This is a genomic window from Gottschalkia purinilytica, from assembly GCF_001190785.1.
In the GTDB taxonomy this organism is placed as follows: Bacteria; Bacillota; Clostridia; order Tissierellales; family Gottschalkiaceae; genus Gottschalkia_A; species Gottschalkia_A purinilytica.
On sequence record NZ_LGSS01000008.1, the window covers coordinates 45874 to 71715 of the forward strand.

Below are 25842 nucleotides of genomic sequence, written 5' to 3' on the forward strand. Positions count from 1 at the left end.
GACAATAAGTTGCTTGTCCTAATTAACTAGTAGTATTAAAGTCTCATGCTATGATTTAGGCCTTATTTTCATAGTATATAATTACCATTTATCTCATTAACATTACTAATATAAAAAACCTTTAAAGTAGATTAAAAATTCATTATCTATCTACTCTAAAGGTTTTTTAAGCTTAACATTATTTATTTTAAAACATCATATTATATTAGTTTATTTTAAGTTTTCTAAGTACTCCCAATCTTTATAGCTATACGTTTGAAGTGTTTTAGAATTCACCCATATTTGATTTATTTTAGGCTTATTAGGTTTAGAGAAAAATATGTATTCTAATAAATAATAAGTATTATTATTTTTCTTTTTCTCATCACCATATACTTCTATATCTATGACATCTTTATGTTTTTCCTTATAAATTTTTTCAATTTCTTTAGGACTATAAGCTTTTCTTTCATTATTTATAGCTTCTGAAGCTATAGTGTCTTGAGACTCATCATCAGCTGTCATATAGACACTAATACCATAGCCTATACCTACTCCCACTAATCCACATAAGAATAATCCTAATATTCCAATCAAAACTGTTTTCTTCAACTATATCGACCTCCAATATGTTGATAAAAGTATAATACTATAAATCGTCCTAAATTAAAAAAACTACAAATAGTACTTAATATAGAATACTAAGTCTACTTGTAGCTTATTAATTTACTATATCACATATTTATATATATCTTCTACTGGGTAATCTATGCAATTTAGATTCAAAAAGTTACATTTTGGTAAAAATCTAAGTTATTCTTACTTTTCGTAAAACATTTCAACATGTGGTATAGAATCCTCTAGATAAATATCTGATACAATATTAAATCCAAAGCTCTTATAAAAATCTACAAGATAATTTTGAGCTGATATCCTTATTTTTGTTTCTTCCATTTCCTCTTCTACAAACTTTATAGCTTTTAACATCATTTCTTTTGCATATCCCTCTCCACGATAACCATCCGAAACCATTATTCTTCCTAAAGAAACTTCTTCATATGATACTCCCTTTGGTAATATACGTAAGTAAGCTATTATGTTATCCTTATCTTTAAGCATGAGATGAAAAGCTTCAATATCTTTATTGTCGCACTCTGTATAAGGACAGTTTTGTTCTACCACAAATACATCTATTCTTTCTTTGATGATATTATATAGTTCTAATATCTCTAAATCTTGAAATGTTTTAATTTCCCACTGCACTGCTATCTCTCCTTTTATATATAAATCTTCGTCTCATATGTTTCGTTTTAAGAAATTTTAAATAAGCTATCTCTAAAATATATTAAAAGTATACTTTAAAGATAGCTTGTTTAATTTATCTATTCAACCCAACGGTTTGGTTGAAAATAATCTGTATAAATTCCGTATACACTATGTTTTCTCAAGTTTTCATATGTTGCTAATTCGTTAATAGTATGAACATAAGTTGGAACCCCTATTTCTGAAAGTCTTTTAGGCAAAGTAGTAAATCCTCTATTTGATGGCATTGTAATTCCTAATAATCTGTTTGCCCTAGCAAATTCTACTATCTGATCATCAGTTGCATGAGAAAGATAAAGTGTTAAAATAATATTTTCATATCCCATTTTTCTAACTTCATTATACTCACCAAATGAGTATATTTGTGGTATAAACTGTTTTTGTAAACTTGGATAACGTTCTTTTATTAATTTAAGTACACTAAGATTACTATTCTTAATATCTGTGACTATAAAAACATCACTATGATTGGCTAACCAACCTGCAAGCATGTCCACATTCATTAATGTCAAATTCAAAAATTTTGGTTTAGTCATGAATTCCTGTAATGAATATAATTTTGGTTTTTCCATAAATAGTCTACCAGACATATGGCTCCAATCGTGTATTAGCACTGGATAGCCATCAGTTGTTAGATCAAAATCTAGTTCTATAAACCTAAATCCATTTTTATAACTTTCATTAAGAGCTTCCATCGAGTTAGTATATTGAAATCCGTATATAGCTCCACCAGCGTGAGCAACTAACCTTGGTAAGCTAGATATTCCATTTTGAGCACTCACTGTATGAGAAGTAAAAGTTGAAAATATAAAAATAAAACATATAATACCAGCTACTAATCTCTTCCTAATTTTCATTATCTGTATATCCTCCTATGTAGTTTTAATTTAGATTGTAGTATAAGTCACATTATGTATATTATATCATATTAACCATTTTAATCCATATCCTTGTGATTAAGATTGTCTCTTTATGTATTACTTGAAATAATCATATAAAATTACAGCCTAATAAGTATCACTATTATGTAAATATATTAAGCACATAGTCATAGATAATATAAAAGTAAATATAGCTATTATCAAAGTATATATAGGAAAAATTCCAGAGATAATGTTAGATAGTACGTTATTATGAAGTGCTTCTGTTTTTAGTACATTCAATGTTGGAAATAGAGTTGGAATATAGTAGATTAGATTTTCTGGTAATTTTACCTGCAAATATATATTTAATACTGAAACTATTATGGAATAAATAAAAGGTATAACTAAGTTTTTACTTACTAGACCTAAGAAAGCACTAATAGGAATTAGCACAATTTGAAATATTAATGAAAACAAGTTAACGTTAATATGATATCTTAGTATTTCTTTAGTAATAGTATCATTTGAAAATAATGCTATTAATATAAACATAATGATAAATTGAACTATGTAAACTATAGATATTATTAAAGACATAGTTATTATCTTTCCTACAAATACTTTATATTTAGAAAAAGGATATGTATATAAAGTATTAACAGTTCCATCAGTAAATTCTCTTGAAAATATGTAAGAGCAAATGTTTATAAATAATAAAGAAAATATTAATGCGAATGAAATGAACTCAACTTGATATAAATATTTTTCTAATTTAATACTTTGTCCATAAAATATTCCCATACCGTCAGATAAAAATATCGTATTAAGCATAGCTGTTATTACTAGTAGTATAGTTAAGTGAAGCCGTTTTAACTTTAATATCTCTGAGTATATTAAGTTAATCATCACTACTACCCCCAGTCAACCTAACAAAGTAGTCTTCTAAGTTATTACTTTTTAGCGAGATCTCTTTTACTTCAACATCATTTGAAACTAACTCTTTATTTATCTTTTCTCTTAAATCTAACTTTTCATAGATCCTTATATTATTGTTTCCCAAAACATTATAATCTGTTATGCTAAAGTTATTCTCTAGTATGTAGCTAGACCTATATATATTATTAACCTTCAATTCTAAGTAATCTTTACTTCCATTTTGAAGTGTTTCAAAATCTAGCTCTTCTAAAAGCTCTCCTTTATGTATAATTCCAATTTTAGAAGAAATCTGTTGAATTTCATTCAACGTATGACTAGAAACTAGTATAGTAATTTCTCTTTTCCTACATAAGTTCAATAGTAACTCTCTAACCTCTATTATTTCTATTGGATCTAGTCCATTTGTAGGTTCATCTAATATTAGAAATTGTGGCTTATGAATTAATGCTCTTGCTATTCCCAATCTTTGTTTCATTCCTAAAGAAAAAAACTTTACTTTCTTATCTTCTATATCTGATAGCTTTAATCCAACCATATCTAAAGCATCTTTTACATAGCTTTTGTTAGGGATTCCCATAAGTCTTCTGTGTATTTCTAAATTTTCCTGTGCTGTTAAATTAAGATAAAACCCTGGAAATTCTATTATAGATCCTACCTTTGGATACATTTTACTTGAAAAAGTTTTTTCTCCGAAAATCTCTACTTCCCCATAACTAGGTTTGGTTAACCCTAATATCATTTTAAGGGTTGTTGTTTTCCCGGAACCCTTACGACCTACAAAACTATATATTTCCCCCTGATTTATACTTAGATTTAAATCCTTGACGACCTCTATTCCCCTATACTCTTTAGTAAGATTAAAAGTTCTAAGTACAGAAACCATAATTTTTATACCCCTTACTATTATTTTATGGTTCCATTGTATAATATAAATATTTCACCTATATTACCCAAAACTTACATTAAAATTACATTTTTAATTTCACTTCAAAAACTGTTTTTTCATAAGGCTTACTAAAAACAGATATTTCTCCTCCTACCTGTTCTACCAATTTCTTCACGATATTAAGTCCTATACCACTACTTTCGAGATCGTCATAGCCTTTTACTACCCTATATCCTTTGTCAAATATATATGGAACATCTTTTTCATCTATCCCTATACCTTTATCCCATACCTTTATTAATACATGTCCATCTTCCACTTCTAATGATAATCCTATAACTTTTCCTTCACGACCATACTTTATACTGTTAGATATTAGATTACTAAGTATTCTATCAACAATATCTTTATCAGAAGTTATAAATACATCTTTTTCCGGTAAAGTAACTGTTGGCGTTAAATTTAAAAGAGTTATTTTATCTGAAAATAGTATTACATTTTTTCTTATAGCTTCTGATAGGTTAAATTCTTTATTATTTATAAGTAACTCCAAAGTTTCTAATTTTGATAATATAAAAAAGTTGTTAACTAGATTTTTTAGATATAATGCTTTTACTTCTATAATATTTAAATATTCATTCAAGTCCTCTTTTGTCATAGTTTTAGATGTTTTAATTAGCTCCATATACCCAATAAGTGAGGTTAAAGGAGTTCTTAAGTCATGTGATATATTTGATATTAGAGTTTTTAAGTTTCTTTCATACTCTATCTTCAGACTCTTCATTTCTCCATAGTGATCTATTATATTATTTATTTTTGCTACCAATTCATTAATTGTTTTAGATCGTGTTTGTGTGAGAATTCTTCCTTTAAAATCTTCTTTTTTAGATATATCTATATCATGTGATATATTTTCAAATTGTGCCATTAATCTAGTAATTACTATTAACAAAATTATGTTTAAGCAAATAGATGCAAATAAAAATAAAATCATATCAAATCTCCTAACCTATATCCTATTCCCCAAAGTGTAGTAATTATTTCTGGATTATCTGGATTATTTTCTATTTTTTTTCTTAATCTTCTTATATGCACGTTTATTATATTATCATTATCGTAGTAAGGCTCATTCCATACTAATTCAAATAATTCAGTTTTTGTAAAAACTTTTTTAGGATTATTCATTAGTAGTTTCAGAGTTTTGAGTTCTTTAGGTGTTAATCCTATTTTCTCATTATTTCTAATTAAAATATATCTATCTAAATCCAAAATAACATTACCTATTTTTATTTGTTTCTCTTTATTTAGCGAAATATTATAGTTTGTATTTCTTCTAAGCCGAGAATTTACTCTTGCTTTTAACTCTAATATAGAAAATGGCTTAGAAATATAGTCATCTCCTCCGAATTCTAGTCCACGAACTATATCACTCTCCTCATCTTTTGCAGATAAAAGTATAATAGGAACATTGCTTTCCTGTCTTATTTTTTTCATAACTTCTATCCCGTTTATATAAGGTAACATTACATCTAGCAAAACTAAGCTTACATCTTCATTAAACATTTTAAATCCTTCTAGCCCATCAAAAGCTTGAATAACATTATATCCTTCTTCTTGTAGTGCTTTGAAAATTAAGTTATTTATTTCCTTGTCATCTTCTACCAATAGTATGGCTAGTTTTTCCACTTTACCACCTCAAGGTAATTATAGCACGTATATACAATTTTTAAATAGAATAATGTTAAATTTGTATGTATTTTGCATTATAAGAAAATATTATTACAAAAAAGACTGATTTTCAAAAATAATCCACTATTTTTGAGAATCAGTCTTTATAAATATTATCTATTTTATATATTTCATTATTTCAACACATATGTTATTACCCCAATAGACACCTTTTGGAGTCATGTTGTATTTATTATTTTTCTTTACTAAATATTCTTTTTCTAATAATTCATCCAAAAAGCCTCTAACTTCTTCTTTTAATATATCTTCATATTCACATATAGGAATATAACATTCTTGTATACATCCAACTAGTTGAGATATTTTTTTATACTTACTATCCATAAGCATTCCTTCAGCATTATTTTTCTCAATGTTTTCTACATACTCTCTATATTTATCTATATCTCCTGGATTTGCATATACTAAATTTCCAAAATTTCCTCCAGCAGCGGCACCTATAGCTAGTGTATCTGCTCCTTTATGACGTGCTCTTATATATTCATAATTATCATGATTGACTAACTTAGTAAGTTCTAATAATGAAAATCCATTAGATAATGATTTATTGTATATAGTGTTGAAAAATTCTAAATCTTTATCATTTTCATTTACATTTTTATTTTTAAGTAGCGAGTTTTCCATCATTATTAGTGAATAAAACGAAAATCCACCTAAATCTAAAGAAAATATTGTATCTAAATCATATAATAGTTCACTAGTATCCTCATCTGGATAGTTATATATAAGGTCTACGTTTATATTTTTAAAGCCCATCTCTTTCATATTCTGTATCTTTTCACATGCAGTTTTTCCAGTACCTTTTCTACCTAAAAATATTCTTCCTCTATCATTAAAAGTCTGAATTCCTATACTAAATCTATTAACTCCATTTTCTTTAAACACATTGAGCTTGTCCTCTGTTAATTCTGTTATTGTGGTTTCTATACTTACTTCTGCATTATCTTCAATATTAAGGTTGTTATTAAGAGCTTTTAATATCTTTTCTAATTCATCTGCATCAAGAGTTGTTGGGGTGCCTCCTCCAAAATATACAGATTTATACTTAGAGCTTTTTATATATTCTTGTTTTGCATAATACTCTATTTCTCTTACAACTAAATCTGCATAGTCTTCTGATGGTTTACATAAGCTTCTTCTCATTGTGCAAAAAGTACATATTTTATTACAAAATGGTACATGTAGATATATAGCATTTTCTTTGTCACCAGTTTGAGCCTCTTGCAGATGCTCTCCAATACTTTTTTTACCTCTAAAATAAGACATCATCATTCCATGAGAAGCATGATGTGATTTTGCTCTTTCTTTAAACATATTTACACTTCCACAGCTAAACTTTTAAAAGCTAGTTTAAATATATGTTTAGCTCTTTCAAAGTCTTCCTCATTAGGATGGCGACTTGCTATTTCATATCTCTTTAGCTTTTCTTCAGTTATAGCATGAGGATGATTGTCAGGTAATGATTTAAACATTTCTACTAGCTTCTCATCTATTTTTCCTTGACAGATGAAATCCCCTATTATTTCATTTTCTTTAACTATATCTCTTGCATTTTGCATACTTTCTCTTCCATGTGGTGAATCTGGATATGCTCCTAATGTTGCGAAAATTCCTACCTTCTTACCTTTTATCTTTTGCATATATTCTAAAGCATCTCTATCTGGCATAGCTCTATCTACCCAAAATCCTATAAGTATTACATCAAATTCTTCTGGACTCGGTGCATCTTGAACTTTACAGAAGTGAAAATCCTCAGGTATTATATCTTTTATTGCTTCTGCTACTTTTTCAGTATTTCCTGTTTTACTTGAATATGTTAATAATATTTTCATCATTACTCCTCCTTTTAAATTAAACCTATTTATAAACTCTTTTTGGTATAAAGATCAATTCTTCTCCACTTACTCCTTGTAATATATCCATATCTACTTTATAAACATGTCGTATAAGCTCTCTACTTAAAACAGCTTTAGGTGAGCCTTCTACTTGTATATCACCATTTTTAACTACTAAAACTCTATGGCTATATTTAGCAGCTTGGTTCAAATCATGGAGAACCATAACTACTGTTAAATCCATACTTTTATTTAGCTGTTGAACAAGCTCTAATATTTCTATTTGATTACTAACATCTAAATAAGTTGTAGGTTCGTCTAAAAGTAACACTTTAGGTTTTTGAGCAAGTGCCATAGCTATCCATGCTCTTTGTCTTTCTCCACCAGAAAGATTTATTAATTTCTTTTCTTGTAATTTAAGTATATTGGTACTTTCTAAAGCCCAATTTATTATATCTTCATCATCTTCTTTTATAGATTGAAACCAGCCTTTATGTGGATGCCTTCCAAATGTAACTAATTGTCTCACTGTCATATCAGAAGGACAACTATTATGTTGAGAAAGACATGCCATAGTTCTTGCTATCTCTTTATTGTTCATATCCATAACTGATTTTCCATCTAAATATATACATCCGTTTTGCCACTTTAACAGTCTGCCTATTGCTTTTAAAACAGTAGATTTTCCCGATCCATTAGGTCCAATTATAGTAACTATGTCACCCTTTTTAATATTTGTATTAAAGTTTTGAACAATAGTTCTGTTTCCATAACCTACACTCAAATCATTTATTTTAAGCATTTCTCTTATTCCTCCTTAATAAGAAAAGGAAAAATGGTCCTCCAATAATAGCCATTATTATTCCTACTGGAAGTTCTATAGGTCTTATTAAAGTTCTAGCAAAGGAATCAGCTAGTAAGAGAACTATAGCTCCTAAAACACAACTCATCGGAATCAAAAACTTATAGTCTGAACCTATTATCATTCTACTTATATGAGGAACTACAAGCCCAACAAATCCTATAACTCCCACTGCTGAAGTCGATATTGCAGCTAAAAATACCGCTACTAACGAAATAAGTACTCTAGTCTTGTTTACACTAAGACCTAGATTTGATGCAGCTTCATCTCCTAAACCTAAGAGATTAGCTCCTTTTATACATACAATTGAAAGTATCAAACCTAAAATAGTATATGGTATAAAGAACTGTACTTCTTTCCATCCTCTTGCAGCTAAACTTCCATTAAGCCACATTAATACTCCTTGTATACTTTCACTGTTCATTATTGATATAAAAGATGTAGCTCCTCCAAGCATAGCGTTTACTGCTACTCCCGATAAGATTATTCTCATAGGATCTATTCCGTCTTTCCATGCTAGAAGATATATTAGACTACAAGCTATTATTCCTCCTATAAAAGCAACCAAAGGTAAAATACCATACATTTCTGGAAAATACATCATTATAAGAATAGCTGCTAAACTTGCTCCTGAAGAAACTCCTGTTACCCCTGGATCAGCAAGTGGGTTTTTCATTACTGCCTGTAAAAGGGCACCAGATATAGCTAGGTTTGCTCCTACAAAGATAGCAAGAATAATTCTTGGCATTCTCATATCAATTATGATTCCTCTATTAATAGAATCTCCCTGTCCTTTTATAATGTCTATAATGTCTTTTAGCCCTATATCAACACTTCCCATCTTTATTGATATTAAAGACAAGAATATTAAAACTACTAATAAGGATAGAATAATCAATACTTTAGTTCTATTTTTCATATAAATATTCACTCATTTTTTCAAGAGCATCTATAGACTTTAAAGTTCCTGTTACTCCAAAGTAATTTTTATCTAAATCATATACTTTATTATTTTTTACTGCTTCAAAATTCCCCCATTGTTTGTTTCCTTCAAATTCTTTATCAAACATAGCCTTACTTTTTTCTCTCTCTACATGAGTAAGTCTTAATATAACATCAGGGTTTTGTTTTAGTGCTTCTTCAATATTAAATGGTATATATGGAGAAGGAGCATTACCAAATGCATTTGTTACATTTTCTCCGCCAAGCTTTTTAGCTAAGTCTCCTGTAAACGATTTTTCTGTAGCTAACATAAAGTTTCCTGGAGTTCCAAATATAATCATAACTTTTGGTTTTTCTTTTCCTTCTATACTTTTTAATATTTTTTCTTCTCTTGTGTTAAAATCATCTAAGATCTTTTTACCTTCTTCTTCTTTATCAAATTTTTGTGATAATTCTTTTATAGTATTTTTTACACCATCAAAAGAGTTAAGATCATAGAACTCTGTCTTTATTCCGTTTTCTTCAAGATTTTTGCCTAATGAATCCTTCAATGCTCCTGTAGATACAAATACATCTGGATTTAAAGCCTTTATCTTCTCCATGTCTGGATTCATCGGATCGCCTATTTCAGGTAACTTTTTAAGACTTTCTGAAATAGGTTCTTTAGTTGTAGGTCTTCCCGCAAGCTCCACATTTAGTGATTCTAAAACCTGACTTAATGCTACTGTTCCTGAAACAACTACTTTCTTTTCTTCTTTACTTGTCTTTGTAGCTTCATCACTCTCTTTATTACTTTCTTTGCTACTACAACCAACAAAACTTATTGCTAAGATTGCTGTTAGAATAAAAGCTAAGATTTTTTTCATTTAATTATACCTCCCACACAAATACTTCTTATTTTGATATTGATAATTATTATCAATCACTTGACTATTATATAATACTACCATTTTTTTATTTATAAAAATTCACTATTTTTTTATAAAAGTTAACTTTGATCTCAAAATATATTAGTTTATATAAAAAAACTCTTTTCTGTTAAATCTAATATTTTTAACAGAAAAGAGTTTCTTTTAATCTATATTATAATTATATTTTTCAACTACCCATAATGGTAATTCCATTCTCGCAGTTTTTAAAGGATCTACTATTTGGCAAATTCTTAAATCCCCTATTATTGATAAAAGCATGGTTGCTTCATTGGCTTCTATTTTAAGATTATCTATTAAAAATTTATGCATATTTTTAGTTGCAATAACTGATGCCTCATCTAATGTTTCTGCTGAAGCTATGGTTATAATGTCTTTACCTTCTATAAGCATAGGAAGAGGTAAGTCTTTTCCTTTGATAACTTCTACCTTAACAGTAGCTTCTCCTGGTATCTCAACACCACAACATCCTGTTTCTCCATCTCCCATTACTGCATGGAGATCACCTATAGCTAGTAATGCCCCATCTACATTTATAGGTAAATACAAAATAGCTCCTTTAACTATTCTTTTACAATCCATATTTCCTCCATGTTCTTTTGGAGTTCCTGTAGGTATTTCTTCTTCCTTAGGTGCTGTGCCTATAACTCCTATCATTGGATTTATAGGTATATGTATTTTATCATTGAATATTGCCTTACCATCTCTAATAGGTACAATCTTTGTTTTTTCTTTTGTCGTATCTTCACCAATAGGTCCAAGGTTAGGAATAGTAACCATTACTCCTTTATCTGCAATCTTTATATCTACAATCTCAACTTTTAAGATATCTCCTGCTTTTGCATCTTGTACATAAACCGGTCCTGTAGCAGGATTTATAAGATCCCAGTTTAACTCTCCAAGTAGATGACTTTCATTTTGTATCTGATTATTAAAGCAATCATAAGTTTCAAAAGTTATTGTATCCCCAGAGTTTATAGTTTCTACTGGTTTATTCTTATATGACATACAAAAAACTGAGTTACTACATTTTATTTTCATAGCATAACCCCCTTGATTTGTTTACACACAATATATCATTATTCAGTATATAAAGATAGTATAATAAGAAAATAACCTCTGTGAATTGATAAAAGGATATTTTTTATAATAAGAAATTTTAAGAACAGGCAACTAATATTTGCATAAGCATAATGATCTATTAAAATAATTTATAGATTAATTATCCATAAATTATGTATAATATATAAACTAACTAATGTTCACTATATATTACTGATTGAGTGAAAGAAGATATAATTCATATGAAAAGTTTTTTAACAACTAAAACTTTAGGTGTTATTGGTGCAATTTCATGGGCTGGAACAATTATTTTAAGAGGAACAACAGCAAATAGTATTCAAATATTGAATTTTATATTAGGCATTACTCCAAATATTGCATCATCATGGCTCTGTGTTTTTCTAATGGAAAGTATTTATTCTGCACTATTAAAAAGAAAGTTTACATTTAAGTACGCTCTTGTAACATCCATAGCTATTTGGGTATTAAGTTTAGGTTCAGAAATTATTCATGATTTATTTTTTAATAGCCCATTTGATATAAATGATATAATGGCAACAAGCTTTGCTTTAATAATTTTCTTGGCAATTTTTTATTTAAACAATAAAGATTCAATTAGCGAAGTACAAAACAATAAATAGTATTGTTCATAATAGACGAATTAAACAACAAGAAGGACAAGTTTAAACTTGTCTTTTGATTTATACTTTATTAGCAGCAATAGGTTTAAAACAGAACTTTACTCTACTCTTGCTTTAGCTCATAAAAAATATCTTCTATAATTATAGAAGATATTTTAATAGTATTTATTCTTTTTCTGCTATTATAAAAAATCTATGACACGTAAAGTCTATATATCCTTTTCTTTCTATAATCTTATATATTTCTAGAAGATGATTAAAATATTTTTCAACAGTAAAATCAGGAATCTGCCATGGTGTGGCTTTAAGATAGTATACTACTGCTCCTATATCATAAAATCTAGTTTTTACAAAGTCTTCTTTTTGTTCTAATATTCTTAAACTTAAGTCTTTGAGTTCATTAACTGCTATTTGTAAATTCCAGTTAGTGTCAGTACCTTTAGAAGTTTTAAAAATAATATTTATCTCCTTATCATTTTCTCCTCCAACTTGTTGAGTTATAAATTTACCTTTATCTTTTAATATCCTACTTACCTCTTTTATACAGTAAGATTCATGTTTATTTATTATAATATCAAATGTCTTATCATCAAAGGGTAATCTACTATCATCTTCTAATTCATAAACCTTAACTCCTAATGGTTCTAATTTATTCTTTGCTACAGTAATATTTGGTTTATATCCTTCCGTTGCACAAGTATAATTTGGTATATGTTTTATAGAAGAAAGAAATTCTCCGCCTCCAGTCCCCATATCAAGTAAAGATTTCGCACTTTCAATTTTTGATATTATTTTATTTCTATAGCTCCAAGTTAAAGGAAATTCCTGCATTCTTCCTGTACTTTCTATATAAGAAAAGTCCCATCCTTCAAAATTCACATTTACTTCTTTTATTAAAAAATCAAATAAATCTTTACTAGAAAGATTATTATAATTCATATAGTCCCTCCTATTTACTAAAATCTTTCCTATCTAGTTAATTGATAAAGCTATTTTGATATACTTAAGGAGGACCTCTTATAGTTTGTTACAATCCATACATAATATAATAAATATACAAATTTTAATCTCCTTTCTTCTTAGTTTAAATCCCTTACATTTTTATTTGAGTTTGTTTTTATATTCTATGTAACTTTATATATTTTAGAAATAAAAGTATTACCTTATTCATCCTAACTTTCTTTTAGAACATCCATAAACAACTGATCCAAAGCCGAAAAGCTCAATTCTCTTTTATCTTCTATAGACTTAACATATTCATTATAATGTTTAAGTTCCTTTTCAATATAGTTATTAATAATGTTAATTTTAGCCCTAGTATCAAACTCTTTTTCTAATTTTTTCATATCTAATAGTGTCTTTATCTCATGATATAGTTCATCATCTTTCACTTGACTATTTAAAAGTACTTCAAACTCCATAGGAACTATTGTCTTTTCATTTTCTATCCATTTACATGCTAAGATAGGTCTTAATACATAAAAATATTTCTTTATTTTTACTTGATTTCCCATTAAGTAATGCTTATAGTTACTAGTTGCCATATTCAAATAATGATTCATACTGGCTTTAGGATAAAAGTATATGCTACTTAAATCCTTTACTCTATCTAAAAAACTTCCTTGTTTTCTATAGATTACCGGAGAATTTATCCATTCCATAAAAGAAGGATTTGATTTTTTAAATAGTCCTAGTGCCTTTTTTATGTCCCATCCACTTATGTCTAATAGATTATCTATAGGATATTCTATTACATCTCTCTTTTCTTCAATAGATAAATACCATTCGATTGGATGTATATATATGAACCTAACATCATAATCACTATCCTTAGAAGGGAACCCCCATGCCCTACTTCCAGATTCAACTGCAAATAATATTTTTATATTTTCTTTCTCTTCTATATATTTTAACTTTTCAATTATATTTTCTCTCATTTTAATTCTCCCTTTATATTTAATGTTGTATTTTTACATCAGATTCTTATTCTCCATTTTAATATAACTTATACCATAACTAAAACTATTTGCTAAATAATTTCTCTAATATTCTATAATGGTTTTTTCTAAATAATAATATAAAGTTTTAAAAGTAGATAGTAGTTTTCTTAAGGATGATGTAAACTTTCTTTAACAAAATGACAACTTTAGTTGACATTTTGGAGTTATATGCATATAATTATGTAAAAGTAACTAGTTAAATATGAACTTCAGAGCTCAGGTGGTGGTTTATTGGAACTAAGGAATAGAGTAAAAGAAATGAGGGCTAGATTCAACTTAAGTCAATCAGAACTTGGTAAGCTAGTTGATGTCTCTAGACAAACTATTGGACTCATTGAAAAAGGTGACTATTCTCCCTCTGTATTTCTAGCTTTAAAAATCGCTAAAGTATTCGAATCAAGTGTGGAAGAAATTTTTCGACTAGAGGAGGATGAAGATGATGAAGATCAGTAAAAAAAGAATTCATTTCTTTATTGTTACGGGTATATTTGCATTTATTGGAGGTATAGTGGGATTTCTATCATCAAAATATAATGGATTGTCTATTCCTTTTAGTAAGTTTTCATATAATTTATTCTATAAGCTAGGAATAGTTTTCTTTATTGTTACAATTTTAATAACTACAAAAAATCTAATTGATATAGTTAAATATTCAAAATCCCATGACAAAAATAGTGAAGTTGCTAGAAATATAGAAAAAAAGCTTGAATTTACTATGTTCACAAGTACTTCTTTTAGTATTTTATTTCTTGGATGGTATGGAGTTTTAATATCTTTTATTACAACTCTTAATAATATTTTTCATATATCAACAGGCATTATAATCATATTAACAGGTGCTATTTTACAAGGTATAGTATTTAAATATCATAATAAACTATATCCTAAAAAAGCTATTGATCCTATGTCCTTAAATGCAGATAAAGATCGCTTTGATAAACTAGATGAAGGTGAAAAATGGATGATTTATAAATCATCTTATAAAACATTTAGAGTTATGGACTTCATATATTCCATCGTTTTAACTTTTATAATATTAGCATCTATGCTTTTTAGTCTATCTTCATTAAGTATAGTAATAGTAACTTTATTATGGATATCACAAAAACTTATTTATTTCTGTGAAGCTAGAAAATTTAATAATGAATAGTATGTTTGTATTGAGTAGCATAAACTTTCATATTTATCTAATTCTTTAAAATACTAAATCTTTTTATATAAAAAAGTGACAAGGATGGTGGTAACGTGATAGAAGTTATAAATTTGCAAAAGAAATTTAAAGATTTCGAGGCAGTTAAAAATGTATCTTTTAAAGTAGAAAAAGGAAAAGTATTCGGTCTTCTAGGTGAAAATGGTGCCGGAAAAACTACTACATTAAGACTACTTTCAACAATGCTAAAACCTACCTCTGGTACTGCTAATATAGGAGGATATGACTTGGTCAAGAATCCTGAGGGTGTTAGGAGTAAAATAGGAATATTATTTGGTGGTGAAACTGGACTATATGACAGACTTACAGCAAGAGAAAATATGGAATACTTTGGTTTGTTAAACGGTATGAGTAAAACTGATATTAATAAAAGAATAAAAGAGTTGTCTGATATATTAGATATGAATGAATATATAGATAGAAGAGTTGGAAAGTTTTCTAAAGGTATGAAACAAAAAGTAGCTATAGCCAGAAGCATAGTTCATTCCCCTGAAATAATGCTTTTTGATGAGCCAACATCAGGGTTAGATGTTACAGTAACGAGATTAGTACACGGCTTTATAAAATCATTAAAAGAAGAAGGTAAAACTATAATATTCTCTAGTCATCATATGGATGAAGTTGAAAAATTATGTGATAGTGTAGGAATTATTAATAAAGGTAAAATTGTCTATGTAGGTACTTTAGATGAACTTAAAAATAAATATGACAAAGATTTAGAAGAAATCTTTGTTGAATTGGTAGGTGATAAAAGTGCTATTTAAATATATAAGAATAGTTTTAATGAAAGAACTTAAAGATATCTTTAGAGATAAAAAAACAGTTATATCTCAAATACTTATACCCATAATTATATTTCCTATAATAGCTTTTGTTATGGGATTGGCTATGTCTGATTTTGAAAAAGACGGCAAAGAACCTGTTCAAATAGCTTTAGTTGGAGAAAACAATAGTCTTTATAACTATCTTTCTAATAATAAAGATATAAAAGTAGTAAATACAAATGATCCTAATAAAGCTTTAGAAAAGCTTGATATCAAAGCCATAGTTAATATAGATAATGATTTTGATAAAAGTATACAAAGTGGATATAAAGGAAATATTAAAATAACTTATAATCAAACTAGTCAGAAATCTAGTTCAGCATATGGTAGACTTCAAGTGATCTTACAACAATATTCTGCCAATATTCTTAATCAAAGACTTCAAAGTAAAGGTATTGATACTAGCCTATTAGAACCTTTAAATATAGAAACCAAATCAGTTTCTAAAGAAGATGGTCAAAATATTATGATGTTTTCTCTAATAGCTCCTATGATCCTTGTTATTTGGAGTGCTGTAGGGGGTATAGCATCTGCTGTTGACTTAGGAGCTGGTGAAAAAGAACGACAAACTTTAGAACCTCTTTTTACTACTAAAGCTAGTAGAACCTCTATATTAGCAGGTAAGTATCTTGCAGTAGTTTTAAGTAGTATATTAGGAACTATAGCATCTATAATTGGTTTTGTAATAGCCACTAAGATAAACCCAAATTTTGCAGGTGAAGGAGTAAAGATGCAACCACTATTTATCGTGGTAGCCATATTATCATGTATTGCTTTAACTTTAGTATTTTCTGGAATAGAGTTAGCTATAAGTTTTTATGCTAGGAATTTCAAAGAAGGTCAAACTTATCTTGCCCCTATGACTTTCATCGCAATGGTTCCTGCTTACTTTGGAATGTTTTTGGATGGTCAATCTATACCGAAATACTACTTCCATATACCTATAGTTAATATTATAGCTTTAATGAAAGAATCTATAGTTAACGTAATTAATGTAAATCACATAATGATAGTAGTAGGATGGATTGTCTTATATTTAGTAGTATCACTTTTATTTACAACAAATATGTTAAAAAAAGAATCTGTACTATTTAGAAATTAAAATTAGGTATCAACATAAATAGTAAGGGGTATGTTCTTTATGAAAAGTGAATTTTTTGTTGGCTGGGGTACATTGTCTTTAATTAATGCTGGATTAGCTCAATGTAAAAATAGATCTGGTTTTAATTGGTTTTTACTATCTTTATTTTTAGGACCTTTAGCTACATTTTTACTTTTATTAACTGAGAAAAGATAATTTTATAGCTATAAATTAAAACTCACCTTGGTAATTATAAAACCTCCTAAAGTAGATATTTTTTAAAGTCCTTAATATAATCTACTTTAGGAGGTTTTTATATGAAAAAAACAAGAACTACACACAGAAATTAAAATTATAAAAAGAATAATTTTGTGAGTACAAAAACTTTGATAATTTCTAAAACAGAATTCTACCAATAAAAATTAATTCATACTAAAATTCAATAAATTGAAATAGCTGGATATGTTTTAGATTCATTTGCATACAAAAAAATCAGGGAGCAATTCCTAAGAATATTACTCCTTGACTATTGAGATAGAGTCATTATTTTCTCGTGGAAATATAAGCTGGTATAAAGCCTATAATAGATGGAATTAAATAATAACGACAAGAATATAAGATCGATCTTTGTATTCGTAAAAAAATAGCGTCGTAAGTTTCGGGACCTATTGAATTAAGGTAATCTAGAAAAAAGATAAATGGTATATAGATTAAAAATGCAATTACAATATTTAGGAGAGTATTTTTCCAATTAATTTTGTGAACCATAATTAAATGGATAAATACAAGCACAAGTAATTCTATATAAAAAGGGATAATAATCATAAATCTAATATTTACATCGTTAGAAGCCATGCAAATCATTGCAATAAAATGTGAAGCTAATATAGAAGCCCATACAATAAATAGCCATTTAACATTTCTTGACATACTCATCACCATGCTTTTTTAAGTTGTAATTTTAGTCATTTAACAACCTAAATCTATATTAATATATTCTTTAAAAATCTTTAGTTACATCGTCTTCTTCATCTACATATTCCAATATATCCCCAGGTTGACAGTCTAAAATTTTACACAATGATTCAAGTGTAGAAAAACGTACAGCTTTTGCCTTATTATTCTTTAAGATTGAAAGATTAGCCATAGTTATACCCATTTCCTTAGAAAGTTCTGTAGAACTAATCTTTCTTTTAGCCATCATTACATCTAAATTAACTATAATTGGCATGAAAATACTCCCTTCTAAATTGTTTTATCATTTTCTTCTTTTATAGCTATAGCTTTTTCAAATAGTTGTGCTAGTACTAATCCTAAAAAACCTATAAATATAGACACAAATGTAACTATGATCGCTGGTACAACAGTTAATGCATATAAGTATATATTTTGAAGATAGTAAAGATACGCTAAACATCCATTGAATAATATTACCTCACTAAAAGCACATGTGGAAATAATCTTTAGAGATTTAGGAACCTCTATTGAAAAAGGATTGTTTTTTACTACTAGTTTGCACAATCTTTTAAGTTTAAACAATGCTATAAGATAAGGTACCGCACATATATAAATACAGGCTGTAATGTCTACTACTAAACTATGATATATCTCTGGATCTAAAAGCTGTGTTTTGAAAAAAGCAGTTAAAACTAATGGTGTTCCTAAGAGTGATATTAATGTAAGTATAATCCCTAAAGCTACAATTAAATCTAATATTTTAGAATTTATGTTTTTCTTCATATTTATTAACCTCAACTTTCTTTTTTTTATTATTTTACACATATATTTATCGTTTGTCAATAAATATATAAAGTTAAACAATAAAAAAGAACTTTTATAAAAGTTCTCTTTTTTATTCTATATATGTATTTTAAAGATAATTTAACTAATTACTCTACATTTTCTATACCTTCTAAATATAAATTTAAAAACATACTATTATAGATATATATTATATTTATGAGGACTTATCTTTTAACAAATATATTCTAAATTAGTGACAAATTGAGATTTTTCAGCAACATTTCCCGGGAAAATTTTTATACCAATCTTGCGTTTATAAATCTTCTTTTAAAATTACAAATCCTTCTTCATCATATTCTAATCCAAGTTCGTCATCTAATTTTATGAGATTTTCATGATATTTTTTATAATCTTTGCTTAATATCTTCATATTCTCAGTAAACTTATCATAGTAGCCAATATCTGATAGTTGTTTTCTCATTTTATTACGTGGTTTAGCTAATTCAGAGTAAGCTTTTCTAAACTCTTTATCTTTACTTGATGTTTCCATAAACTCTATTAACTTTTTCTTATATTCTTCTAATTCTTCTTTTGTAGGATTAATAAGTACATTTAATTCTTTATAAGTTCCTTCCATTATAGTTTCTAAATCATCATATGATATATTTTCAAAGGATTTTTCTATCTCTTCAGGATAACTAATTTCTTCTGCCTCATCTAAAAATTTAACTATTTCAATCCATGCTTTTTCTTTTTCAGGACTATCTATAGGTTCATTTAAGAAAGGAACAAATCTAAGTGTTAGAATTATACCAAACTTATCTGGAAAAATCCTTTGCAGTTGTCTTTTTATATAACCTTGTTTTTGCTTATCATTTGAATCAATATAATTTCTTAGTAGTTTCATTTTTTCTATAATTTTTTCTGAATCTATGTTACTAGTATCATTAATAATAGATTCTATTAGAGTCTTGCTTTTTTCCATTTGACTAATATCTTCTTCAAGCTTATTTACATGATTTTTTAAAAGATTTCTTATATTAATGGATTTATTTATTATATCTTTTATATTATCTATACTTAAGTCAAGCTGTCTAAGTAATGAAATTTTAATTAATTTATTTACATCCTCTTCATCATATTCTCTATAATTATTCTCTTCATTTATGTTAGGATTTATTAATCCTTCGTTTTCATAATATCTGATTGCTCTTTTAGTAAGCTCAGTTATTTTTGATACTTCACTAATTTTCAAATTTATCACCTCAAAGATAATATAATCTATGACGTTAGGTAATAGTCAATACTTTCTTTATAATCAATTTTAAAGTTAGTATATATGTATTTATAAAGTTAGTACTCTGGTTAAATCGAAAAATAAAGCAAAGTTTTTAAATCTCATATTCACTAAAATAAGATTTATCAAACCTTGCTTTTTTACTTATCCTAAAACATATTCAGCTAATACTCTTTGAAGTTCATATATATTTAATTGTGAGTTAAATTGTTTTTCTATAGGAAATTCTGTTCCTGAAAGCCATATTTTCAACTCAGCATCTAAGTCAAAATGTCCTGCAGTTTCAATACTAAAATGAGTAATACTTCTATATGGAATTGAATGATACTCAACTTTCTTTCCTGTCATCCCTTGTTTATCAACTAAAATCAATCTTTTATTTGTAAAAATAAACATATCACGAACTAATTTATATGCCTTTTCTACTCTTTCACTTGAAGATAGTATATCTTCATATTCTGATTGTACTTTTTCTACTTTAGCTTCCGAAGCATTTCCCATCAATCCACTAAATAGTCCCATTATATAACCTCCTAAGTAATATATCTGATTCGTATTTTTAATAACATAAATTATATATTACTTATTATAATAAGTACATGTTATTTTTAGTAAGCATTGTGGAAATTATAGGATATATAATATTCCTTATTTCTATGATTTTATTATCAATATTTGCCTATTATAAGAATATATAAGTGATATTCATTAATAATTAGGAAATTAGTCTCATTGAATATTTTTACATTTATATTTATCATTATTAATGAATCAAAATTAAATTTCCCTTATCAAAATTTCAATAAATAATAATCTTTTCAAATGAGTTGTCTTGATTATTCCTAAATTAATTGCATTTTTATTCTTTTACTTGTAATTTCTTAATTATTTTACTGATTATTATAAAAATTAAAAGGAGGTCTTGAAAAAAATGAAAAAAAAGTTTATATTGAAAGATATAATTTTAGCTCTATGCTTAGGGGGAATAATGATTTTGAGTTCAGGATGCGAGAAACCTATGCCCGAAAAGAAAGTTGATGTAGAAAATAAGTCTACTAAGAATGAGAGTATGTATAGTAGACCTGCAAATATAAGCAGTCCAGAAGAAGCTAAAAACCTGTTATTAGAAGGTAATAAAAGGTTTACTACTGGAAAAATATCAAATAAAGATTTTAGCGTAAAAAAAATTAGAGAGCTTTCACAAAAAGGTCAAGAACCTTTTGCTGTTATTCTTTCTTGCTCAGATTCAAGAATACCACCTGAAACTGTTTTTGATCAAGGATTAGGAGACTTATTTGTAATACGTAATGCTGGAAATGTTGTTGAATCTATATCATTAGGAAGTATAGAATATGGTGTTGGTGAATTAAAAGCTCCTTTAGTTGTAGTATTAGGACATGAAAAATGTGGAGCTGTTAAAGCTACTGTAGATGGCCATTCTGTTTCAGAAAATATTGCTCAAGTTGTTAACAAGATAAAGCCTTCATATGAAAAGGTAAAGGCTTCTTCTAATAAAAATGAAGAAGTATATAAAAATTCTGAAGATGAAAATATCAGAAATAGCATAGATGAAATAAAGAAAAGTGATGTTATTAAAAATCTTTTAGAAAATAAACAAATTGAAGTTGTAGGTGCAAAGTATAACATTGAAACTGGTGAAATTAAATTTATGGACTAGTTTATACTAGTTATTTTAACTTATAATTATTAGTCATACAAAAAACTGGACATTATCATAATGTCCAGTTTTTATTATATAAAAACATATTAAAACGGTTAGATATTATAATTGTCAACTTTATTTATAGTTTTTCTTCTTTAACCAACCATTAAGGCTATATATAAGTATAAAGCTAAATAATACTACTACCCCCATTAATGTATTAGCAACTTTCGTATTTCCAGTTTCAACAGCAAAGTATATTGCTAATGGAATAGTTTCAGTCTTTCCTGGAATATTTCCTGCAACCATAAGAGTTGCTCCAAATTCCCCTATAGCCCTTGCAAAGGAGAGTACAATCCCACTTATAATTCCTGGAATAGCTAATGGTAATGTTATTTTCCAAAATATCTTTTTTTCACTCGCACCTAGAGTTCGTGCAGCATTTTCATAAGTATTGTTTACATTCAAAAATGCTGCTTTACAACTCTGATACATAAGAGGTAGTGAAACAATAGTTGCTGCTATACAAGCCGCAACCCAAGTAAATACAAGATTTATCCCAAATGTGTTATAAAGTAATTTCCCAAATAATCCTTTCTTACCTATAAGTATTAATAGCCCATATCCTGTAACAGACGGTGGTAACACCATAGGTAATGTAACTAAAACTTCAAGTAGCCCTTTACCTTTAAATTCATATTTTATAAATACGTGTGCCAGAAAAACTCCTAAAATAATAGTAAAAATAGTTGCTATGGAAGCTACTTTAATAGATATGAGTATTGGGCTTAGTATCATTATTATCTACCTACTTTTTATTTAACAACGAATCCGTATTTTTCAAATATTTCCTTAGATTTTTTAGTATCTAAGTATTCTAAGAATGTTTTTGCTGATTCTTTATCTTTACTTGATGAGATTACTGCTTCTGGATATACTATTGGCTTGTGTGTGTCTTCTCCAAAAGTTTGTGCAATAAAGCTATCTTTTATTACAGTAGCATCAGAATTATAAACTATTCCTCCTGCTACTTCACCTTTCTCAACATAAGAAACAACTTGCTTTACATCTTTTGCAAATACAATTCTATCAGTAAACTTGTCCCATAGCTTCAAGTATGTAAGAGCATCTTTCGAATATTGCCCTACTGGAACACTTTCAGTTTCACCTAAACTAATTTTTTCGCTACTATTAGCTAAATCGTCAATTGATTTAATTTTATCTTTATATTCATTAGGTACTATTAATACAAGTTTATTTCCAAGTAAATCTTTTCTAGTATCTTTGTCTATAAGATTATCTTCTTCAAGAGCATCCATTTGTTTTTTACCTGCTGATATAAATACATCTGCCGGTGCTCCTTCTTCAATTTGCTTTTGTAATGCTCCTGATGAGCCAAAGTTAAATGTAAGTTTTATTCCTTTTTCTTTTTCAAAATCTTTTTGGATTTCATCTAATGATTCTTTAAGACTTGCTGCTGCAGATACAGTAATAGTTTTAGAAGGTTCTTTAGAAGTTTTATCTGGAGTTTGTTCCTTTGCTTTAGAACAACCTGCGAAAGATAATGTACTAAGCAAGATTGTTAAAATCAACAACATGCTTTTCATTTTAATTTTCATTTTTTATATCCTCCTTTTATCTTCATAATAAAAAAACGTTATACCAACTTAAGTATAACGTTTTTTTTAAGTATTGTAAAATGTTTTTTTCGACATTTGGTCTAATTATGCTAGAATTTCATATTTTGGGAATGTTTTTGGAATATATTATTTAAAGCTTCTGTACATTCATCTAGAAATTCTTTATAGGCTTCCATAAGATTCTCTGCTTCCTCTGTAAGTTCTGAACCGCCACCTTTAGACCCTCCAGCTCTAGTAACTAAAAGCTTAATGCCTAATTGTTTCTCTATGGACTTCATTAAATTATGTGCTTTATTATATGACATCTTCATACTTTTAGCAGCTTCTGATAATGATCCCATTTCTCTTACCCTTCTTAAAAGTTCATATGGACCTAATCCAAATGCTTTTCCATCTTTCTCTAGCCAAATTTTAAATCTTAATTCTAGCATTAAAAGCACCCCTATCTTTTATTATATAAACTATACGATATTATCTTAAAAAATAAACTAACCGAGTAATACATGACGTTAATATTATTATAGCACTATATAAAGGTAATTCTTATTTAAATATTCTATAGGTATTGCAGTTATTTTAAAAATGAATTAAAATATAATTAGATATTTATCTAAATATGTAATTAAGGAGTGGATTAATTGTGTATGCCATTGAAGTTAATAACTTATCAAAAAGTTATGATAAAAATCAGTATGTCTTAAAGGATATTACTTTTTCCATTCCAAAAGGAGAAGTTTTTGGTTTTTTAGGACCTAATGGTGCTGGAAAGACAACTCTCATAAGAGTTTTAAATGGAATATTAGACCCAACAGAAGGAAAGGGGAAAATATTTGGAGATGATATTGTAACATCAAGAAAAAATATTCGTAGCATCTGTGGTGTAATGACAGAAAATGCTGGACTTTATGAAAGCTTAAGTGCAAAAGAAAACTTACACTTTTTTGGTAGTATGTTTAACATGAAAAGCCATGAAATAGAAAGTAAGTCTTCTTATCTTTTAAGTGAATTTAAACTATTAGAAGCCAAAGATAAAAAGGTAAAAACATTTAGTACAGGTATGAAAAAACGACTATCTTTAGCTCGTACTCTACTTCATAGTCCTAAAATATTATTTTTAGACGAGCCAACTTCTGGACTTGATCCTGAATCTTCAAAGACTGTTCTTGATTTAATAAAAAGAATGGCTGTAGAGCAAGAAGTTACTGTTTTTTTATGTACTCATCAATTAAAATATGCAGAAGAAATCTGTACATTATATGGATTTATAGATAAAGGAAAACTATTAGGCTTCGGAACTTTTCAAGAACTATTATCAAAAAAGGATGAAAATATTACATTAGAAATTAAAGGTGAAGATATTCCTTCAATTTATGGATTACAAAAAACACAAGATGATCTTTTTAAAATTTCTATTAATAATGAAAAAGATATTCCTAATATATTAGCGCAAATTATTAATCAAAACGGAAAAATTTATGAGGCAAAACAAGTTCGTTGGAACTTAGAAGATCTATATTTCGCTTATCAAAGGGGTGAAGGCAATGAGTAGTATTAAGAAGGCATTAATATATAAAGATATTAAAGAGCTATTTTCAAGTAAACAAATTTGGATTCCTATGATAATAGTTCCTCTTGTATTATCTGTAATACTACCTATCATCATGATATTCTTAGGAGGATACGGCAATTTTTCTGATATAGACCAATTACTAAAAATTATACCAATGAATGCTGAAATTAAAGGAAACTCTCAAAGAATAATTTACATTGTTATGAACTATATATTTCCTGTACTTTTTCTTATCATTCCAATAATGTCTTCAAGTATTATCGGCGCTAGTAGCATAGTAGGAGAAAAAGAAAGAAAAACTCTTGAAACTATATTATATACCCCTATTGATATAAAAGAATTATTTCTATCTAAAGCTATAGGTATACTAATTCCTTCTTATATTGTAACTGTTATTTCTTTTTTTCTATTTGGTATAGTAATAAATATAGGAGGCATAATGTATTTTGGAAAACTGATATTTCCAAATGTTAAATGGCTAATCTTATTGTTTTGGCTGTGTCCTGCAATTACAACGCTAGGATTACTATTTATTATCTTAATATCAGCTAAAGCCTCTAATTTTCAAGAATCTCAGCAAATGGTAGGCTTTATTGTAATACCAGTGGTACTTCTTATGGTAGGTCAAGGAACAGGTTTATTTCTTTTAGATACTCCTTTATTGTTAATCTTAGGTGCTTGTATTATTTTGATTGATATATTTTTATTCAAAAAAGTATCAAAATCATTTAGTATTGAAAAGTTAATTTAAATATAATCTAATAAGTTAAAACTCAAAAGCTTGAAAGGCAAATAAATTATATTAAT

At 27.5% G+C, this 25842-nt stretch carries 31 protein-coding genes; 9 read left to right on the forward strand and 22 right to left on the reverse strand.

From position 1 onward, the window contains the following. Positions 1-210: 210 nt before the first annotated feature. The 13 genes from CLPU_RS09265 to CLPU_RS09325 all read right to left on the reverse strand — a co-directional run bounded on the left by CLPU_RS09265 (position 211) and on the right by CLPU_RS09325 (position 11345). A complete protein-coding gene (locus CLPU_RS09265) occupies positions 211-591 on the reverse strand; it encodes a hypothetical protein (RefSeq protein WP_050355375.1) in 381 nt (126 codons plus the stop codon). Between the two features lie 207 nt (positions 592-798). Then, on the reverse strand, positions 799-1242 hold the full coding sequence (locus tag CLPU_RS09270; RefSeq protein WP_050355376.1) for a GNAT family N-acetyltransferase: 444 nt from the start codon (positions 1240-1242) through the stop codon (positions 799-801). Between the two features lie 119 nt (positions 1243-1361). After that, complete coding sequence (locus CLPU_RS09275; protein ID WP_050355377.1) at positions 1362-2159, reverse strand: glycerophosphodiester phosphodiesterase family protein; 798 nt, start codon at positions 2157-2159, stop codon at positions 1362-1364. Positions 2160-2309: 150 nt separating this feature from the next. Beyond that, entirely contained in the window at positions 2310-3071 is a 762-nt protein-coding gene (locus tag CLPU_RS09280; RefSeq protein ID WP_050355378.1) for an ABC transporter permease, read from the reverse strand. Then, positions 3064-3984, reverse strand: a complete 921-nt coding sequence (locus tag CLPU_RS09285) for an ATP-binding cassette domain-containing protein (RefSeq protein WP_050355379.1) — start codon at positions 3982-3984, stop codon at positions 3064-3066. The genes CLPU_RS09280 and CLPU_RS09285 overlap by 8 nt, the downstream gene beginning before the upstream one ends. Positions 3985-4069: 85 nt before the next feature. Continuing rightward, positions 4070-4981 carry a sensor histidine kinase gene (locus tag CLPU_RS09290; protein ID WP_050355380.1) on the reverse strand — a complete coding sequence of 304 codons (912 nt, stop codon included), beginning with the start codon at positions 4979-4981 and terminating at the stop codon, positions 4070-4072. Further along, a complete protein-coding gene (locus CLPU_RS09295) occupies positions 4978-5673 on the reverse strand; it encodes a response regulator transcription factor (protein ID WP_050355381.1) in 696 nt (231 codons plus the stop codon). The genes CLPU_RS09290 and CLPU_RS09295 overlap by 4 nt, the downstream gene beginning before the upstream one ends. 159 nt (positions 5674-5832) lie before the next feature. After that, positions 5833-7050: a coproporphyrinogen-III oxidase family protein gene (locus tag CLPU_RS09300; protein WP_050355382.1), complete on the reverse strand. Its 1218-nt coding sequence runs from the start codon at positions 7048-7050 to the stop codon at positions 5833-5835. Between the two features lie 2 nt (positions 7051-7052). Continuing rightward, the gene (locus tag CLPU_RS09305) at positions 7053-7568 is read right to left on the reverse strand and encodes a flavodoxin family protein (protein ID WP_050355383.1); all 516 of its coding nucleotides are present in this window, start codon (positions 7566-7568) and stop codon (positions 7053-7055) included. A 25-nt stretch (positions 7569-7593) separates the two neighbouring features. Continuing rightward, positions 7594-8373, reverse strand: coding sequence for an ABC transporter ATP-binding protein (locus CLPU_RS09310; protein WP_050355384.1), 780 nt, complete (start codon positions 8371-8373; stop codon positions 7594-7596). Further along, positions 8366-9352: a FecCD family ABC transporter permease gene (locus CLPU_RS09315; RefSeq protein WP_050355385.1), complete on the reverse strand. Its 987-nt coding sequence runs from the start codon at positions 9350-9352 to the stop codon at positions 8366-8368. The genes CLPU_RS09310 and CLPU_RS09315 overlap by 8 nt, the downstream gene beginning before the upstream one ends. Beyond that, positions 9342-10241: a heme ABC transporter substrate-binding protein IsdE gene (gene isdE / locus CLPU_RS09320; RefSeq protein WP_050355386.1), complete on the reverse strand. Its 900-nt coding sequence runs from the start codon at positions 10239-10241 to the stop codon at positions 9342-9344. Before isdE ends, CLPU_RS09315 begins: the two co-directional genes overlap by 11 nt. Before the next feature lie 207 nt (positions 10242-10448). Continuing rightward, on the reverse strand, positions 10449-11345 hold the full coding sequence (locus CLPU_RS09325; RefSeq protein ID WP_050355387.1) for an acetamidase/formamidase family protein: 897 nt from the start codon (positions 11343-11345) through the stop codon (positions 10449-10451). 263 nt (positions 11346-11608) lie between these two features. On the opposite strand from CLPU_RS09325, the gene CLPU_RS09330 reads away from it, so the two are divergent. Beyond that, complete coding sequence (locus CLPU_RS09330) at positions 11609-12007, forward strand: hypothetical protein (protein WP_050355388.1); 399 nt, start codon at positions 11609-11611, stop codon at positions 12005-12007. 165 nt (positions 12008-12172) lie between these two features. Here CLPU_RS09330 and CLPU_RS09335 read toward each other — a convergent pair whose 3' ends face one another. Both CLPU_RS09335 and CLPU_RS09340 read right to left on the reverse strand, forming a co-directional pair. Continuing rightward, the gene (locus tag CLPU_RS09335) at positions 12173-12946 is read right to left on the reverse strand and encodes a methyltransferase domain-containing protein (protein WP_050355389.1); all 774 of its coding nucleotides are present in this window, start codon (positions 12944-12946) and stop codon (positions 12173-12175) included. Positions 12947-13179: 233 nt separating this feature from the next. Then, positions 13180-13944 carry a nucleotidyltransferase domain-containing protein gene (locus tag CLPU_RS09340; RefSeq protein WP_050355390.1) on the reverse strand — a complete coding sequence of 255 codons (765 nt, stop codon included), beginning with the start codon at positions 13942-13944 and terminating at the stop codon, positions 13180-13182. A gap of 294 nt (positions 13945-14238) precedes the next feature. On the opposite strand from CLPU_RS09340, the gene CLPU_RS09345 reads away from it, so the two are divergent. The 5 genes from CLPU_RS09345 (at position 14239) to CLPU_RS17525 (ending at position 17338) form a co-directional block, all read left to right on the forward strand. After that, positions 14239-14460, forward strand: a complete 222-nt coding sequence (locus tag CLPU_RS09345) for a helix-turn-helix transcriptional regulator (RefSeq protein WP_050355391.1) — start codon at positions 14239-14241, stop codon at positions 14458-14460. After that, positions 14447-15157, forward strand: a complete 711-nt coding sequence (locus tag CLPU_RS09350; RefSeq protein ID WP_157857718.1) for a DUF3169 family protein — start codon at positions 14447-14449, stop codon at positions 15155-15157. Before CLPU_RS09345 ends, CLPU_RS09350 begins: the two co-directional genes overlap by 14 nt. Positions 15158-15252: 95 nt before the next feature. After that, positions 15253-15981, forward strand: a complete 729-nt coding sequence (locus CLPU_RS09355; protein WP_050355393.1) for an ABC transporter ATP-binding protein — start codon at positions 15253-15255, stop codon at positions 15979-15981. Continuing rightward, the gene (locus CLPU_RS09360; protein ID WP_050355394.1) at positions 15971-17143 is read left to right on the forward strand and encodes an ABC transporter permease; all 1173 of its coding nucleotides are present in this window, start codon (positions 15971-15973) and stop codon (positions 17141-17143) included. Before CLPU_RS09355 ends, CLPU_RS09360 begins: the two co-directional genes overlap by 11 nt. Positions 17144-17182: 39 nt before the next feature. After that, positions 17183-17338, forward strand: coding sequence for a hypothetical protein (locus CLPU_RS17525; RefSeq protein WP_164492057.1), 156 nt, complete (start codon positions 17183-17185; stop codon positions 17336-17338). 784 nt (positions 17339-18122) lie between these two features. Here CLPU_RS17525 and CLPU_RS09370 read toward each other — a convergent pair. From CLPU_RS09370 to CLPU_RS09385, 4 genes are all read right to left on the reverse strand, one after another. Beyond that, positions 18123-18353, reverse strand: a complete 231-nt coding sequence (locus CLPU_RS09370; protein WP_050355396.1) for a helix-turn-helix domain-containing protein — start codon at positions 18351-18353, stop codon at positions 18123-18125. A gap of 14 nt (positions 18354-18367) precedes the next feature. Beyond that, complete coding sequence (locus tag CLPU_RS09375; RefSeq protein WP_050355397.1) at positions 18368-18862, reverse strand: DUF2975 domain-containing protein; 495 nt, start codon at positions 18860-18862, stop codon at positions 18368-18370. Between the two features lie 316 nt (positions 18863-19178). Continuing rightward, positions 19179-20120 carry a MerR family transcriptional regulator gene (locus CLPU_RS09380; RefSeq protein ID WP_050355398.1) on the reverse strand — a complete coding sequence of 314 codons (942 nt, stop codon included), beginning with the start codon at positions 20118-20120 and terminating at the stop codon, positions 19179-19181. A gap of 186 nt (positions 20121-20306) precedes the next feature. After that, the gene (locus CLPU_RS09385; RefSeq protein WP_050355399.1) at positions 20307-20684 is read right to left on the reverse strand and encodes a PH domain-containing protein; all 378 of its coding nucleotides are present in this window, start codon (positions 20682-20684) and stop codon (positions 20307-20309) included. A gap of 409 nt (positions 20685-21093) precedes the next feature. Between CLPU_RS09385 and CLPU_RS09390 the strand changes: the two genes are divergently transcribed. Beyond that, a complete protein-coding gene (locus tag CLPU_RS09390; protein ID WP_097677560.1) occupies positions 21094-21840 on the forward strand; it encodes a carbonic anhydrase in 747 nt (248 codons plus the stop codon). A 120-nt stretch (positions 21841-21960) separates the two neighbouring features. Here the strand turns inward: CLPU_RS09390 and modB are convergent, their stop codons facing one another. The 3 genes from modB to CLPU_RS09405 all read right to left on the reverse strand — a co-directional run bounded on the left by modB (position 21961) and on the right by CLPU_RS09405 (position 23896). Next, a complete protein-coding gene (gene modB / locus CLPU_RS09395; RefSeq protein WP_050355400.1) occupies positions 21961-22623 on the reverse strand; it encodes a molybdate ABC transporter permease subunit in 663 nt (220 codons plus the stop codon). Positions 22624-22640: 17 nt separating this feature from the next. Next, positions 22641-23444: a molybdate ABC transporter substrate-binding protein gene (modA, locus tag CLPU_RS09400; protein ID WP_200898556.1), complete on the reverse strand. Its 804-nt coding sequence runs from the start codon at positions 23442-23444 to the stop codon at positions 22641-22643. Between the two features lie 110 nt (positions 23445-23554). Continuing rightward, positions 23555-23896 carry a winged helix-turn-helix domain-containing protein gene (locus tag CLPU_RS09405; RefSeq protein WP_050355401.1) on the reverse strand — a complete coding sequence of 114 codons (342 nt, stop codon included), beginning with the start codon at positions 23894-23896 and terminating at the stop codon, positions 23555-23557. Positions 23897-24105: 209 nt separating this feature from the next. On the opposite strand from CLPU_RS09405, the gene CLPU_RS09410 reads away from it, so the two are divergent. Together CLPU_RS09410 and CLPU_RS09415 are read left to right on the forward strand one after the other, a co-directional pair. Next, positions 24106-25014 carry an ABC transporter ATP-binding protein gene (locus tag CLPU_RS09410; RefSeq protein ID WP_050355402.1) on the forward strand — a complete coding sequence of 303 codons (909 nt, stop codon included), beginning with the start codon at positions 24106-24108 and terminating at the stop codon, positions 25012-25014. After that, complete coding sequence (locus CLPU_RS09415; protein WP_050355403.1) at positions 25007-25786, forward strand: ABC transporter permease subunit; 780 nt, start codon at positions 25007-25009, stop codon at positions 25784-25786. Before CLPU_RS09410 ends, CLPU_RS09415 begins: the two co-directional genes overlap by 8 nt. The last annotated feature ends 56 nt before the right edge of the window (positions 25787-25842 follow it).